At 64.3% G+C, this 15,566-nt stretch carries 8 protein-coding genes and 3 pseudogenes; 8 read left to right on the forward strand and 3 right to left on the reverse strand.

Translation table 11 applies throughout. From position 1 onward, the window contains the following. Window positions 1-584: 584 nt before the first annotated feature. From IU450_RS40650 to IU450_RS27830, 8 genes and pseudogenes are all read left to right on the forward strand, one after another. Window positions 585-707: pseudogene (locus tag IU450_RS40650) on the forward strand (hypothetical protein); the annotation flags it as partial. Window positions 708-730: 23 nt separating this feature from the next. Further along, a pseudogene (locus IU450_RS41370) lies at window positions 731-1,156 on the forward strand (DUF3556 domain-containing protein); the annotation flags it as partial. A gap of 348 nt (window positions 1,157-1,504) precedes the next feature. Beyond that, window positions 1,505-2,818, forward strand: a complete 1,314-nt coding sequence (locus IU450_RS41375) for a helix-turn-helix domain-containing protein (RefSeq protein WP_195069153.1) — start codon at window positions 1,505-1,507, stop codon at window positions 2,816-2,818. A 296-nt stretch (window positions 2,819-3,114) separates the two neighbouring features. Next, window positions 3,115-4,104, forward strand: coding sequence for a patatin-like phospholipase family protein (locus IU450_RS27805; protein ID WP_195152701.1), 990 nt, complete (start codon window positions 3,115-3,117; stop codon window positions 4,102-4,104). Window positions 4,105-4,274: 170 nt separating this feature from the next. Next, complete coding sequence (locus tag IU450_RS27810) at window positions 4,275-5,582, forward strand: fatty acid desaturase family protein (protein WP_195152702.1); 1,308 nt, start codon at window positions 4,275-4,277, stop codon at window positions 5,580-5,582. A gap of 378 nt (window positions 5,583-5,960) precedes the next feature. Continuing rightward, the gene (locus IU450_RS27820; protein WP_195152703.1) at window positions 5,961-6,710 is read left to right on the forward strand and encodes a hypothetical protein; all 750 of its coding nucleotides are present in this window, start codon (window positions 5,961-5,963) and stop codon (window positions 6,708-6,710) included. An 804-nt stretch (window positions 6,711-7,514) separates the two neighbouring features. Then, the gene (locus IU450_RS27825) at window positions 7,515-7,916 is read left to right on the forward strand and encodes a hypothetical protein (protein ID WP_195152704.1); all 402 of its coding nucleotides are present in this window, start codon (window positions 7,515-7,517) and stop codon (window positions 7,914-7,916) included. Between the two features lie 11 nt (window positions 7,917-7,927). Continuing rightward, complete coding sequence (locus IU450_RS27830) at window positions 7,928-8,458, forward strand: ESX secretion-associated protein EspG (RefSeq protein WP_195152705.1); 531 nt, start codon at window positions 7,928-7,930, stop codon at window positions 8,456-8,458. A 234-nt stretch (window positions 8,459-8,692) separates the two neighbouring features. On the opposite strand, the gene IU450_RS27835 is transcribed toward IU450_RS27830, so the two are convergent. From IU450_RS27835 to IU450_RS27840, 3 genes and pseudogenes are all read right to left on the reverse strand, one after another. Further along, window positions 8,693-9,751 (reverse strand): IPT/TIG domain-containing protein, encoded by a 1,059-nt coding sequence (locus IU450_RS27835; protein WP_324197856.1) that lies wholly within the window; start codon window positions 9,749-9,751, stop codon window positions 8,693-8,695. A gap of 48 nt (window positions 9,752-9,799) precedes the next feature. Continuing rightward, window positions 9,800-10,027: pseudogene (locus IU450_RS41380) on the reverse strand (IPT/TIG domain-containing protein); the annotation flags it as partial. Between the two features lie 296 nt (window positions 10,028-10,323). Further along, window positions 10,324-15,561, reverse strand: coding sequence for a beta strand repeat-containing protein (locus IU450_RS27840; protein ID WP_195152707.1), 5,238 nt, complete (start codon window positions 15,559-15,561; stop codon window positions 10,324-10,326). Between the last annotated feature and the right edge of the window lie 5 nt (window positions 15,562-15,566).

Below are 15,566 nucleotides of genomic sequence, written 5' to 3' on the forward strand. Positions count from 1 at the left end.
GACGCAGCACACGCACGACGCCACCGAGGATCCGCAGGCGGGTGGCCGGTGGCTGCCCGCACAGCGCCGCGGTGCCGAAGGGGCCCACCAGCCACAACGTCCTCCGCCGAATACCGCTCCCGCACCAATCCAGCGGTGGATGTGCACTAAGCACAAAGCCCGTCCGAAAGTGTGTGCCCGCAGACCTTTCCGGCCCCGGAGACACCCATTACCCTCATACTTCGTGGCAAGTCGAAAATGGTCGAGGTCACGGCTGCGGCCATTGAAATCATATGGCGGCGCGCCTCCGAATCGGGTTATCCGTATATTCCAGGACAAGGATGTCTGAGAGTTCACCGAGCGTTTCGGGGCCCTCCGCGGCTCCACTCGAGGTGGCCGTTTCGGCAGCACGGACGCCATCCGAGTTCATTTTCCCCGAATTGCTTTCGCGCTCGTGGTCTCCTGAGGAGGAAATGTGGGATTGACCACGGGGGATCTTCCGCCGGTCGACCCGCCGACATTCCAGCAACGGCCTCTTCCGAACCGGATACGTGTGCTATCGAAACTATCCCGACGATCTGCGTCGCTCCGCAGCGGCTGGCGGGGTGCCATATGTACTCGGAACGTTCGTGGAGATCAGCGCCCCGCTGCTGTTGTTGTGCGCGACGCATCCGGTGATCATCCTGCTCGGCGTGGCGGTCGCGTTCCACTTCTTCATCGTGTCGACGTTCCCGCTCGCGGTGCCGACGAAGTGGAATATTCTGTTCGCCTACGCTGCGGTATTCCTGTTCCGGGTTTTCCGAACCACGATGGATTCGAGGTCACCGATAGGTCGATTCCGTGGTTGCCGCTTCTGGCCACGTCCGGCTTGGGGTACTTCCCAATGCTGGGTAGTCTGCGGCTCGGCCTGGTCTCATTCCTGCCGTCGATGTGCCAGTACACAGGCAACTGGGCGACGACGACATGGGCTTTCGCGCCCGGGGCGGAGGACGAACTGGACCAGTTCATACCCCGGCCAGTCTCGAGTACCCGTACTCAATTCCTGACCAGCTATCCACCCGACCCCGCCGACGTAGCCGTGCACCGGTCACCCGTCGGATCTCAGCCGATGCGAAACACTATCCGACGCTATATGGTCATCGGCGCCGCACTCGAAACGATCGAGACCGGCACCGACCGGGTCGCCGACGCGGTCGCCGAACGGCCCTGGTTGCCCAACAACCCCATACCATTCGACATGGAGTGGGTGTTGGACTCGCGTACCGACTCGGTCGTCAAGCAGACCGATCTGCAGGAGTCTCTATGCACGACCCCGCATCCTCGCCCGCCGAGATTCGGCGGACGTGACCACGGCCGTCGTCGTCGGCGGACCCGATGGCTCGCCGCAGCCGTCCGCATATCCCGGCACGGTGTCCAAGGTCAACCGGCGGAGGCAGTCGACCGTCATCCACCGCAGCCGGCGAAGTTCGGCACTGCGGTATCCGCGGACACCTCCTCGTTCGCCGGTCAAGCAGGAGGCGCACCTATGACCGCCTTTCCCAGCTCCCCCCATCAGCGTCAGTTGTCCCAGGTCCCGGCCATGGATGATGCCGTCGCGGTCATAGCAGACATCGCACGCACGCTGAAGTCGCGCGAACGGGAGATCTCCCAGGCGATGAGCGCCATGATTGCGCGAGAAGTCGACCACCTCGACAACGACCCACAATTGATGGAAATGTTCGAGGCCAGTGTGCACGGCAACCTCGCCACCCTCCTCCATGTCTTGGCCGACGGTATCCCCGTCGACCATTTGCAACCCACCACCGCGGCCGTCGAAAACGCATCACGACTCGCCCAGCGGGACGTTCCGTCCCATTCTCTGGTACGGGCGTACCACATGGGGCAGAACTACATGCTGCGGATTTGCCACGACGAGATCGATCGCCGCCGCCTGCCCGCGCCGCTCGCGCTCGCCGTCGTCAAGAGGCTCACCGAGATCGTCTACACCTACGTCGAATGGATCACCCTCTACGTCCTAGCTGCCTACGAGGCTGAGCGCAGCCGGTGGGTGAATGCCCGCGGCAGCGTGCACTCCTCCACCGTCCACGCCGTGTTGTCCGAGGACACTGCCGATGCAACTGCCTTCGAGGCCGAAACCGGCTACCGGCTCGACCAAACCCACCTGGCTCTCATCCTGTGGCGCCCCGGCCATGAGAAGCCGAGCACCTGGAAACTCCTGGATGCCCAAGCACGGACGCTCGCCCGTGGCCTGCGCGCCGAGAGCCCGGCACTGGTCACGGCCATCGACCGCCACACAGCATGGGCGTGGCTGCCGTTCGGCCACCGCCACCCGGTGATCGACACCACCGAACTGCACGCCATGATGGATCCCGCCGACGGGGTGCGACTGACGGTCGGACTGCCCGGACACGCGCTCGGCGGATTTCGCCGCTCGCATCGACAGGCCATCGCCGCATACTTCGTCGCCAGCGTTCCCGGGATCTCGTCCTCGCATATGATCGTCGGCTTCGGCGATCCCGGTGTGGCCGTCATCTCCTTGCTGGCCAAGGACCTGGACTCCACCCGCGCATGGGTCCGTGAAGTCCTGGGCGAACTGGCGTTCGACACCGACCAGGCAGCCACTCTGCGCCGCACCCTCAGCACCTACTACACCACCAGCGAAAGCCATGTGCGTACCGCCCAAATCCTCACTCTGCACCGCAATACGGTCAAATATCGCGTCACCAAGGCGATCGAGGCCACCCGCGTCGGCACCGCCCCACACGACAAACTCGATATTGCGCTGGCTTTGCAGGTCTGCCGCTTCCTCGGTGCCACCGTCCTGCGCCGACCCTCCTGATCATCCGATAATTCTGCAGGCACGGCACGCGGTGCTACACCACCGGCAGAAAAGTGTTACGAATACACCGAAATCAATGACGCGGAATAATGATTTTCCGGTGTGGGTGACTACGGTAGGTTGCAGTGAGCATTTCGGCTCTAGTGGCCCACAATAGAACGACCGTGGTGGGCGATCTCCTTCAATCGAGCTCCGTGGCCGGCGGCGAGATCATTCGCCGGGTCGATCGGCATGACTGCCTGCGTTGCGAAATTCTTTGTGCTCCGAACTGATTCGATTTCGAGAAGGATAGTCTGTTGATTGAGGAACGGGTGACGGTTCGCATTCTGGCCGGTGTAGCCGGGCTCAGCCTCGCTCTTATGGCGGGGATGGTCAATGGCGCCGTGGATAGTTTGAATTCCAGGAGGGCGAAAATTCTGGCTGATCATGGTGTCACACGGCCGACACCTATTCAGCCAGTTGTACTAGGTGTCAGCGGAGGGGCTATCGGGGCTGCAGCCGCAGCATTGGGAATGGGTCGCGCGCAGCTACGTCAGATCGCCGCCGATCATCCGGCAAACGAAGTAGTCGGCAACCGAAGCCTTCGCGCGATGTTGACCAAACGCACACTCTACCCCGATGCTCGGCTACGCGAACTCGCACACGCGGTTGTCGGCGATCGGACATTCGCTGATTTCGTGCTGGAACCGAACCTGGCTCGGCGGCAGCCGTCAGGGATCGTTTCCTCCTTGATCATTCCGGTCTACTCGGGCGAGCACGGCACGTTATTCCTTCCACAGGATTTGCCGAAGCTGGGTTTGACCGATATGCCCGTAGCCGATGCACTGGTCGCGGCGACACGGATACCGGGAGCCTTCCCCGCGGTCACCGCGCTCGATCATATCTTCGACGGCGGAACACACCATCGTGTCCCGTATGAGTTATTCGGGTCTCATCCCGCGCTGATTCTCGACCTCTACGGCCCGGAGCCGCACTACAGCCGCGGCGGTCTACTCCTCCCAGTGGTCCACTCGTCACTGCCGATGATCCCCCGTCGTCCACGACCTTTCGGTGACGAAAATGTTTGCGCGCGAACCATTTTCGCCGAGATGCCATATGGGTCGGCGCTGCAGTCCCCGACGCGTTCGCCCGAGGAGCTCTTCGACTACGGCTACGACATCGCGGCAACGTGGGTCGACACCCGCACCGCCGACCAGCTCTTCGCCGTCGTCGATCCAGATGTACTCGGTGAGCTGATGCCGGTGTCACCGGCCGAAGATTCCGCGGCGCTCGGCCCTCGGCGATAACGGTAGACCGGAACTCGAGGTGCGGATGCTTGTCGCTTCGCGATTCACGGTGGCGTCAGCGGCGCCGGTGAGGCCCCGAGTCCGCGGCGGACTTGCTGTCGAACTCGCCTGTCGGCCCTACGGCACTCGACGGCAACGAGTGAACGCTCCAAGCAGTAGAAAGGACTCCCGTGGCGATCACGGACATACAGACGTTTTCTCATATGAACCAAGCAGATATCGATGCCCTGTGCAAAAAGCTGGACGCGATTCGTCGAGACATCGAATTGTCGCGAGGTGAACGCGATGCCAATTATATTCTGCGTGTGATCAGAGCGCAGCGGATGCTGGAGTTGGGCGGACGATTGACGTTGTTCGCGAGTCGACGGCGACCGGCGTGGCTGGTGGGCACAGCGATGTTGGCTCTAGCGAAGATCATCGAAATGATGGAGCTCGGACACAACATCAGCCACGGCCAGTGGGATTGGATGAACGATCCGGAGATTCATTCTACGTCGTGGGAGTGGGATTTCGTCGGTTCGTCGGCGCATTGGAAGCGGTCGCACAACCACTTCCACCACACATACACCAATGTCTTCGGCATGGACGACGACCTGAGCTTCGTCGTCATGCGAATGACTCGGGACGAACCGTGGCGTCCGGTTCACCTGTTCCAACCGGTGTCGAGCCTTGTGGTCGCGGCGTTTTTCGAGTGGGCGATCTCGGTGCACGACTGGGCGCTGGAACGCCGGTTCACGCACACATCGCGCCAGCGGTTGTTATCGAAGCCGAACAGGGAGTTCGCGCGAAAGATCGTCCGCCAACTAGGCAAAGATTTCGTCTTCTATCCGGCGCTGACAGGTCCAGCGTTCAAACGAACGCTCGGCGCCAATGCCGCCGCGCTGCTGCTGCGGAACCTGTGGTCGTTCATCGTCATCATGTGCGGGCATTTCCCCGACGGTGCAGAGAAGTTCACTATCGAGGAGTTCGACAACGAAACCCGTAGTGAGTGGTATCTCCGGCAACTGCTAGGCACCGCCAACTTCGAGGCGGGGCCGGTGTTGGCGTTCATGTCAGGAAATCTCAGCTATCAGATCGAGCATCATCTGTTTCCCGACCTGCCGAGTAACCGCTATGCCGAGATCGCGGTGCGGGTACGTGCGCTGTGTGACGAATACGACTTGCCCTACACCAGTGGCTCGCTGACCAAGCAATTTTTGCAGGCATTGCGGACGATCCATAAACTTGCGCTGCCCGATAGGTTGTTGCGTCGCACCGCTGACGACGCGCCTGAGACCAGCTCTGAACTCAAATTCATCGGTGTATCGAGCCAGCATGCGACATCAGATCGGTTTCCGGCCGACCCCGTCACCGGCAAGCGCCGTGGCCTTCGTACGGCACTCGCCAAGGCCAAATCAGACCTGGGCTTTCGCTCAGCTGGCGAAGAAGGCCGGCGCCCGGCCGATCCGGTTGCACGACTTGCGGCACTCGTGCGCTAACCCCACGACGAGGACGTCACCTACGCCCGGCGACTGCAGCAGGCCGGCGTCGACTGCACCCTTCACGTAGTGCCCGGCGCCTACCACAACTTCGACTCCATTGAAGCGAAAGCCGCCATCTCCCGGGCCTTCGTCAAGGCCCAGACCACCGCCCTGGGCGAAGCACTCTGAACCGTCACGAGTCGGGGACCGGCTTTGGAATCTCGCATGTGATGACTGTGTTGTGACGTTGAGCTGGCCGAATCGGGAACCCGTCAACTCCGCCGATCGTCCCCGACGACACCAACCGTGGTCGCACAACCAAACTCGCTGTGTCCCCCGGAAGTTGATGCCCTCGGTGCGACGGTGACAGTGCGGCGGGTACGGCAGGATGAACGGGTGCAGGAGCTGCAGGATCTGGGAATCAATCTTCTGGCCGCGGGCATCGCGTTCGGTGTAGGGCTGTCGAGCAATCAGGCCCGCAACCGGTGGCGGACGCGAAGCACCCGAGCGTTCTGGAAGCCATACGCGAACGGCGAGTTTCGAGTGATCACCCCGATCCATCAGGTCGGCGAAGACCAGACGATCGAAAGAGCCGAATGGGTCGGCCTCGGCGACGTCATTGCTCTCGTCACATTGCAGGACGCGGTGAGCGCGCTGGGTATCGACAAACTTGTTGTGCGCCCGTCGAACAGGCTGAACGACGACGACTGGCGCAGCAACCTGATTTTGATCGGCGGTCCCTGGACCAACACTGTCACCGGAGACGCCTTGGCGCGCCTCGATATCAACGTGGGATTCGGCAGTCTCGCGCAGCCTTCGACGGAACTTGCGGATGTGCATGACGTGCAGTCGAGTCGAACGTGGTCCAGGGTGCGCACTCCCGACGGCAAGCGGACCCGCACCGACTACGGCATCGTGGTCCGTGCCATCAGCCCGTTCAATGCACGGCGGACAATCTTGATCCTGGCCGGCGGCACAGCATTCGGTACCGCAGGCGCGGCCATGCTGTGCCAGAAGGCCGAGCTCCTTGATCATCCGGCGGTACGGTCCGGCGACCCGTTCGAGGCCGTGTGCGCCGTGGATGTTGCCGGCGGTGCTCCACGAGAGGTCGAAGCGGTGCTCGTTCGGACACTCGTCCAGCCGTAAACTCCATGCCGTCACCTGTGGCCGATTTCGGGTAGAAACGTCGCCTGGGCCAGAAGATTTGGACGACCGTCCCACACGCCGTATTCGACACTATGGTGCGTTCGGCCAGCCGCGGCTCGGCCCAGTTCGAAGCGATCCATAGACACTTCCGCACGTTGCAGCAAACTGCGTGCAAATGCAGTGGCGGCAATCAGTGGCGGGGCCGACCGGCTGCAAAATGAACCATCCCAGCAGCCGACCAATGCGGACGAGTGTCACTCGGCCCGGACACTACGACGATGAGCGGGACGGAAGCATCTGTGGAGTGGCCGAGGAATTGCGCCCGCCTCGAATACCTACACTCCACCAGTTGCTCGTGACTCACTCACCGCGCTCCACCTGGCCCTTCGGATCAGGTTTAGATTCGAGTGTCCGATCGTACGGATTCCTTCTGGCGGCAGAAACGCTCGAAGACACAGCGATGTGTTCGCGCTTCGACGATGCGGGCCAACTGTCGGACCAACACCGAGCGCCACGGGCACCGTCGCGCTTGCGCGAAGCCTCGATGCCCTGCTCGATGTCGTAGATGTCGGACAAGGGCCCTTGCTGGCGATCGTTGAGCGCGGTCCACGCTCCCGGATGCGGGCTAGCTTTTGCTGGTCAGATTCGGTGCAGACGCGGCGAGCACGATCCGGCCTTGGCCGGCGATTTGCTCCAACAGCCCCAGCTCCGACTCGAGGCTGCCTTGGGTAGCCGCGGTCAGATTGGGCCGCTCGGCGCGGGCACCTTCGAGGCGGCCGACATCGGCTTCCTCACCTCAGCGGGATGCCACCTTCACCCCGGTGGGACACACCCGCCTCGACCACCACGCCCGAGACCCCCGGCAGCCCGAATCTCAACACGCCGGGAAGCCCAGGAAGTCCCGGTAGTCCCACCGGTCCCGGCGGGCCGGGTGTGTCGGTGCCGCCTTCGGGGCGTCCCGGCACACCGAATACTCCCGGAGCTGTCCCGGCCGCGGCGCGGTCGGGCAACCCGTCCGGCCGCCCCGGCATGGGCGGCATGCCGGGCGGGATGGCGCCCGGTTCGCGCGGCGGCAAGTCCGACGACGAATCCAGCAAAGGCATTCCGGACTACCTGATCACTCAGGAACACGGCAATGAGCTCACCGGGCTGGATGACCTGCCCAGGACAGTGCCGCCGGTCATCGGCGACAACACGGCGCCGTAAGGAAATTTTCCATGCCTGAAGTGCGGAGCTGGCGGTTCACCGCGCTCGAATTCCGGACGCTGTGGGAGTCCACCGGACGGGATGTGCTGCCTTATCCGTTGCGGCACCAGTACACGACGGAGTTCCGGCCGGAAAGTTTGCGGTTGCGGCAGGGAGCGGCGCGGTCGCTGCACCCGTGCCTCGATGACGATCTGCTGCGTGCGGTCGAAGTGCTGCTGGCGCCGGAGGCCCGAGTGGAACTGGCCGGGTTCGCCGGCGCCCGCCGCGACCGCAAGCTGCGTGCGCACGCCGGGGTGCACTATCAGCATGGCGCGGTCGCGGTGCAGGAACCGGGTCCCGGCCACGAACCCGGCGATGTGGTGTTGACCTTGCTGCCCGCCGCAGAGGTGGCGCGCACGGTGGTCGACGTATTCCCCAGATGCGGCGCGGGGCGGGGCAAGCAAGTGCAGGCCACAGCCGAGGAGCTGACGCGGCCACGCCCGCCGGCCCGCGACGCCTGGCGGCCGACACCACGCGAGCAGTTCGAGCAATTCTTCAGCTGATCAGCCGGGCCGTTACGGAAGTGCGAGACGGCGTCCACCTACCGTATTGACTACAGCCACGGTCGGAGTCGCTGAGCGCTGCGGCCGACGACCCCCAATTGCGGGACGAATCGAGGGCCGACCAGCTGACATCGCCGCCCAGCCTGGACCTGTGCGTCGGCATATCGCTCGGCCGCATCCCAACGAGACCGGGCCGCCGACAATAACTTGTCGGCGGCCCAGCGGCATCAGCTGTCAGATGTAGGTGTAGTTGACGCCGTTACTGGTTCCACCCGCGGTGATGACGGTGATCTGCACCGTCCCTGTCCCCGGAACAGCGGTCGCAGTAATCTGCGTATCGGAATCCACGGTGAAATCGGACGCCACGATGCCGAACAGGACTGCGGCCCCAGTGGACAGGCCCGTCCCGGTCAGGACAACCGTGTTCCCGCCTGCTTCGGGCCCCGAAGTCGGGCTGACCGACGTCAGAGTGGGAACCGGAACATAGGTGTAGGAGACACCGTTGCTGGTGCCGTTCGGCCCAGTAGCAGTGACCTGCACGGTACCCGTCCCCGCAGGGGTGAAAACGGCGATCTCCGTATCGGAGTTGACGGTGAACGACGTCGCCGGCGTACTACCGAACGTGACCGCGGTGACTCCGGTCAGGCCGGTCCCGTTGAGGTAGACGAGGTGTCCGCCTGCTTCGGGCCCTTGGAACTGGAAGATCGAGGCCAGGGCCGGGACATAGGCGTAGGAGACACCGTTGCTGGTACCACCTGCAGTGGTGACGGTGACCTGCACGGTCCCTGTTCCAGCGGGGGAAACGGCCGTGATCTGCGTATCGGAATCGACCGTGAACGAAGTCGCCGGTGTACTACCGAACGAGACCGCACCAGCGGTAGGCAGACCCGTACCGGTGAGGGTGACCGTGGTCCCGCCGGCGGCCGGTCCCGAACTCGGGCTGACCGAGGTCAGAGCAGGGGCCGGAACATAGGAGTAGAAGACCGCGTTGCTGGTTCCGCTCGCGGTGGTGACGGTGACCTGCACGGTTCCCGACCCCGTGGGGGCGACGACCGTGATCTGGGCAGCGGAGTCGACCGTGAACGAAGTCGCCGGTGTCGCACCAAAACTGACCGCAGTGGCTCCGGTCAAGTCCGTCCCGGTCAAAGTGACGGTTGTCCCGCCGGCCTCCGGACCCGCACCCGGATTGATCGTGGTCAGAGTGGGAGGCGCGCCACCGGGGCAAGGGACACAGTTGCAGGGACCACCCGTCGGGATGGTGATCTGCACCGTCCCGGTCAGAGTGACGGTCACCCCGCAGACCGTCGACCCGGCACTCGGAAACGGTAAATACGTGTAGGAGACACCGTTACTGGTTCCACCCGGGCCGGTGACGGTCACCTGCGCCGTTCCGGCCGAACCGGGGGGAGCGATGGCAGTGATTTGAGTGGGGGAATCAATGCTGAAGCTGGTTGCGGTGGTACCGAAACGCACGGATGTGGCATCGGCGAAGCCGGTACCGGTGATCGTGACGCTGGTACCCCCTGTCGTGGGGCCAGACGTTGGGGAGAGGGAATTGATGGTAGGCATGGCGCTGCCCCTTATTGCTGAATGGTTCCTCTGCACCGTGTGGCGCCCGAGTTTTGTTGGCGGCCCGCCCTTTCCATTAACTCCCCTGGGCCGTTTACTGAGCAATGCATCTTCAATCCGTTTTGTCCGTTTCGAATTTCCGTTCCGACCGCCCGGTATAACTGCTGGGCATATCCTGAGCAACGCGTACGGTTCACCGCATCCCACTGCAGGTGTGTGGCCGAACAGAGGCCAAGGAACCAGATACGAGACCGGGCCGCCGGCACATTGTGCCGACGGCCCAGCCGAATCTCCTGTCAGATAAAGGTGTAGGCGACGCCGTTACTGGTCCCACCTCCTGTCGTGGCGGTGATCTGCACGGTGCCCGTTCCGGCGGGCGAGACTGCCGTGATCTGCGTCGCGGAGTCGACCGTGAACGAAGCAGCCGGTGTCGCACCGAAATCGACTGCGGTAGTTCCCGTCAGATCCGTTCCGGTGAGAACGACCGTCGTGCCACCGGCCGCCGCACCCGAATTCGGAACCGCGCTGCTGAGGGTGGGAGCCGGAATGTAGGTGTACGCGACACCATTGCTGGTTCCACCCGCCGTGATGACGGTGATCTGCACAGTCCCCGTCCCCGGAACAGCGGTCGCGGTGATCTGCGTGTCGGAGTCGACGGTGAAGTCGGACGCGGAGATACCGAACAGGACCGCGCCCGCAGTGGACAGGCCCGTCCCGGTCAGGATGACCGTGTTTCCGCCTGCTTCGGGCCCGGAAGTCGGGCTGTCCGAGGTCAGGGTGGGAACCGGGATGTACGTGTAGGTCACGCCGTTGCTGGTGCCGTTCGGGCCAGTGGCGGTGACTTGCACGGCGCCCGTCCCCGCGGCTGCGATGGCCGTGATCTGCGTATCGGAGTCGACGGTGAACGAGGTGGCCGGTGTGCCGCCGAAGGTGACCGCGGTGACTCCGGTCAGGCCATTCCCGTTGAGGAAGACCTGGTTACCGCCTGCTTCCGGCCCCTGGAAGGGGAACGCCGAACCCAAGGCCGGGACGTAGTCGTAGGAGACGCCGTTACTGGTACCACCCGCGGTGGTGATGGTGACCTGTACCGTCCCCGTACCCGCCGAAGAGACTGCCGTGATCTGCGTCGCGGAGTCGACCGTGAACGATGTCGCCGGTGTCGCACCGAAACTGACGTCAGTCGCTCCCGTCAGATCCGTTCCGGTGAGAACGACCGTCGTCCCGCCCGCTGCCGACCCCGAATTCGGGACCACCGTGGTCAGAGCGGGAACCGGAACAAATGTGTAGGCCACGCCATTGCTGGTCCCACCCGCGGTGGTAGCGGTAACCTGCACCGTTCCCGTACCCGCCGGAGAGACCGCCGTGATCTGCGTCGCGGAATCAACCGTGAACGAAGCAGCCGGTGTCGCACCGAAATCGACTGCGGTAGTTCCCGTCAGGTCCGTTCCGGTGAGAACGACCGTCGTCCCACCCGCGACCGGTCCCGAGTTGGGAACCACATTGGCGAGAGCCGGAACCGGAATATAGGTGTATGCGACGCCGTTGGTGGTGCCGCCCACGGTGGTGGCGGTAACCTGCACCGTCCCGGTTCCAGCGGGAGAAACCGCCGTGATCTGCGTCGCCGAGTCGACGGTGAACGAAGCTGCCGGTGTCGCACCGAAACTGACCGCGGTCGCTCCGGTCAGATCCGTTCCGGTCAGGACAACCGTCGTTCCGCCCGCTGCTGTCCCCGAATTGGGGACCACTGTGGTCAGAGCGGGAGTCGGTACGTAGGTGTACGTGACGCCGGTACTGGTTCCACCTACTGTCGTGACGGTGGCCTGTACGGATCCCGTGCCTGCCGGGGCGACGGCGGTGATCTGCGTCGCGGAGTCGACCGTGAACGATGTCGCCGGTGTCGCACCGAAGGTGACCGCGGTGACTCCGGTCAGGTTCGTTCCGGTGAGCACGACTGTCGTCCCGCCGGTTTCCGGGCCCGAACTCGGTACGGCCGTGGCCACAGTCGGAATCGGTACGTAGGTGTACGTGACGCCGGTACTGGTTCCACCTACTGTCGTGACGGTGGCCTGTACGGATCCCGTGCCTGCCGGGGCGACGGCGGTGATCTGCGTCGCGGAGTCGACCGTGAACGATGTCGCCGGTGTCGCACCGAAGGTGACGGCGGTGGCTCCGGTCAGGTTCGTTCCGGTGAGCACGACTGTCGTCCCGCCGGTTTCCGGGCCCGAACTCGGTACGGCCGTGGCCACAGTCGGAATCGGTACGTAGGTGTACGCGACGCCGGTACTCGTGCCGCCCACGGTGGTGGCGGTAACCTGCACCGTCCCGGTTCCAGCGGGAGAAACCGCCGTGATCTGCGTCGCCGAATCGACCGTGAACGAAGCCGCCGGTGTCACACCGAAAGTCACCCCGGTCGTTCCCGTCAGATTCGTGCCGGTCAGAACGACCGTCGTCCCACCACTCTCTGGGCCCGAACTCGGCACCACCGAAGTCAGAGCCGGCGCCGGAACATAGGTGTACGCGACGCCGGTACTCGTGCCGCCCACGGTGGTGGCGGTAACCTGCACCGTCCCGGTTCCAGCGGGAGAAACCGCCGTGATCTGCGTCGCCGAATCGACCGTGAACGAAGCCGCCGGTGTCACACCGAAAGTCACCCCGGTCGTTCCCGTCAGATTCGTGCCGGTCAGAACGACCGTCGTCCCACCACTCTCTGGGCCCGAACTCGGCACCACCGAAGTCAGAGCCGGCGCCGGAACATAGGTGTACGCGACGCCGTTACTGGTTCCGCCGACTGTGGTGACGGTGACCGCAACGGACCCGGTCCCTGCGGGGGTGACCGCGGTGATTTGGGTGGCGGAGTCGACGGTGAACGACGTCGCCGGTGTCGCACCGAAGGTGACGGCGGTGGCTCCGGTCAGGTTGGTGCCGGTGAGCACTACTGTCGTTCCGCCGGTGACCGGGCCCGCACTGGGAACCAAGGTGGCCAGGGTGGGAAGCGCAACATAGGTGTAGGCCACGCCGTTGCTGGTTCCGCCCGCAGTGGTGGCGGTGACTTGCACCGTGCCTGTTCCGGCTGGAGCAACGGCGGTGATCTGGGTCGCGGAGTTGACGGTGAAGGAGGCGGCCGGTGTCGCGCCGAAAGTCACCGCTGTAGCTCCCGTCAGCCCTGTCCCGGTGAGAACGACTGTCGTCCCACCAGCGACCGGGCCCGAGCTCGGTACCACCGTGCTCAGGGTGGGAGCCGCGACGTAGGTGTACGTGACGCCGTTACTGGCTCCGCCGACTGTGGTGACGGTGACCGCAACGGACCCCGTGCCCGCGGGGGTGACCGCGGTGATCTGCGTCGCGGAGTTGACGGTGAAGGAGGCGGCCGGTGTCGCGCCGAAGGTGACGGCTGTGGCTCCGGTCAGGTTTGTCCCGGTGAGCACGACCGTTGTCCCGCCGGTGACCGGACCCGAACTCGGCACTACCGAGGACAGAGCGGGAATCGGAACGTAGGTGTAGGACACCCCGTTGCTGGTTCCGCCCGTGGTGGTGGCGGTGACTTGCACCGTGCCTGTTCCGGCTGGAGCGACAGCGGTGATCTGGGTAGAGGAGTTGACCGTGAACGAGGTTGCCGGTGTGGCGCCGAAGGTGACGGCTGTGGCTCCGGTCAGGTTTGTCCCGGTGAGCACGAGCGTTGTCCCGCCGGTGACCGGACCCGAACTCGGCACTACCGAGGACAGAGCGGGAATCGGAACGTAGGTGTAGGACACCCCGTTGCTGGTTCCGCCCGTGGTGGTGGCGGTGACTTGCACCGTGCCTGTTCCGGCTGGTGCGACAGCGGTGATCTGGGTAGAGGAGTTGACCGTGAACGAGGTTGCCGGTGTGGCGCCGAAGGTGACGGCGGTGGCTCCGGTCAGGTTCGTTCCGGTCAGAACGACCGTTGTCCCACCACCTACTGGTCCCGAACTCGGCACTACCGAGAACAGAGTCGGAACGGGAACGTAGGTATAGGACACGCCGTTACTGGTTCCGCCTGGGGCGGTGACGGTGACCTGGACGGTCCCCGTTCCGGCCGGTGCGACGGCGGTGATTTGTGTCGCGGAGTTGACCGTGAACGAAGTTGCCGGTGTGGCACCGAAAGTGACCGCGGTGGCTCCGGTGAATCCTGTTCCGGTGAGGACGACCGTCGTTCCGCCTGCCACTGGTCCCGCACTCGGGACCACTGTGGTCAGAGTCGGAACGGGGATGTAGCTGTAGGACACCCCGTTACTGGTTCCGCCTGGGGCGGTGACGGTGACCTGGACGGTCCCCGTTCCGGCCGGTGCGACGGCGGTGATTTGTGTCGCGGAGTTGACCGTGAACGAAGTTGCCGGTGTGGCACCGAAAGTGACCGCGGTGGCTCCGGTGAATCCTGTTCCGGTGAGGACAACCGTCGTTCCGCCTGCCACTGGTCCGGAGTTCGGCACCACCGAGGTGAGCGTGGGCACCGCGACGTAGGTGTAGGAGAGTCCGTTGCTCGTGCCCCCGGCAGTGGTGACGGTGACCTGTACCGTCCCTGTTCCTGCGGGAGCGACCGCCGTGACCTGCGTGTTGGAGTTCACCGTGAACGAGGTCGCCGGCGTACCACCGAAAGTGACCGCGCTGGTGGTGGACAGGCCCGTGCCGGTGAGGACGACCGTTGTGCCGCCGGTGACCGGCCCCGTATTCGGGTTGATCGAGGTGAGGCTGGGGACTCCGGCGTAGGTGTAGTTGACGCCGTTGCTGGTTCCGCCCGAGCCGGTGACGGTGACCTGTACCGTGCCGGGCGACCCGGCGGGGGCGGTGGCCGTGATCTGTGTTGGCGAGTTGACGGTGAAAATGGTTGCGGTGTTGCCGAACCGTACCGTCAAGGGACCGGTGAAGTTCGTGCCGGTGATCGTGACACTGTTACCACCCGACGCGGGACCCGCGGTCGGGGAGATGGACGTGATGGTCGGAACTGTGACATAGACGAAGGTGACCGGGTTGCTGGTGCCCCCTGGACCGGTGACGGTGATCGACACGATTCCGCTCCCGGCAGGGGATACGGCGGTGATCTGGGTGTCGGAGTTGACCGTGAACGAGGTTGCCGGTGTGGCACCGAAGTTGACCGAGGTGACTCCGGTCAGGCCCGATCCGGTGAGTGTGACCGTCGTCCCGCCGGAGGTGGACCCTTGGCTGGGGCTGACACTGCTCAGGGACGGGACCGGCAGATAGGTATAGGAGACCCCGTTACTGGTACCGGCCGCGGTGGTGACGGTGACCTGTACGGTACCGGCCGAACCGGCGGGCGCGATGGCCGTGATCTGGGTGGGGGAGTTCATGGTGAAAGTGGTTGCGGTGCTCCCGAACCGAACTGTCGTCGGACCGGTGAACCCGGTACCGGTAATCGTGACGCTGGTACCCCCCGTCGTCGGCCCTGACGTGGGGGAGATGGAAGTGATGGTAGGCATGGCGCAGCCTCCTCGTTGCCGTGGTGCTAATCCTCTGCACCGGATTGGTGCACGACTCGATCGGCGGCCCGCCTTCTCCATTAACG

It is taken from the genome of Nocardia abscessus (assembly GCF_015477775.1).
GTDB lineage: Bacteria > Actinomycetota > Actinomycetes > Mycobacteriales > Mycobacteriaceae > Nocardia > Nocardia abscessus_A.

Coding starts and splice junctions, on each gene's coding strand:
- IU450_RS27825 (WP_195152704.1), top strand. CDS start 7,515: ATGCCACCTTCACCCCGGTGGGACACACCCGCCTCGACCACCACGCCC.
- IU450_RS27830 (WP_195152705.1), top strand. CDS start 7,928: ATGCCTGAAGTGCGGAGCTGGCGGTTCACCGCGCTCGAATTCCGGACG.
- IU450_RS27840 (WP_195152707.1), bottom strand. CDS start 15,561: ATGGAGAAGGCGGGCCGCCGATCGAGTCGTGCACCAATCCGGTGCAGA.
- IU450_RS41375 (WP_195069153.1), top strand. CDS start 1,505: ATGACCGCCTTTCCCAGCTCCCCCCATCAGCGTCAGTTGTCCCAGGTC.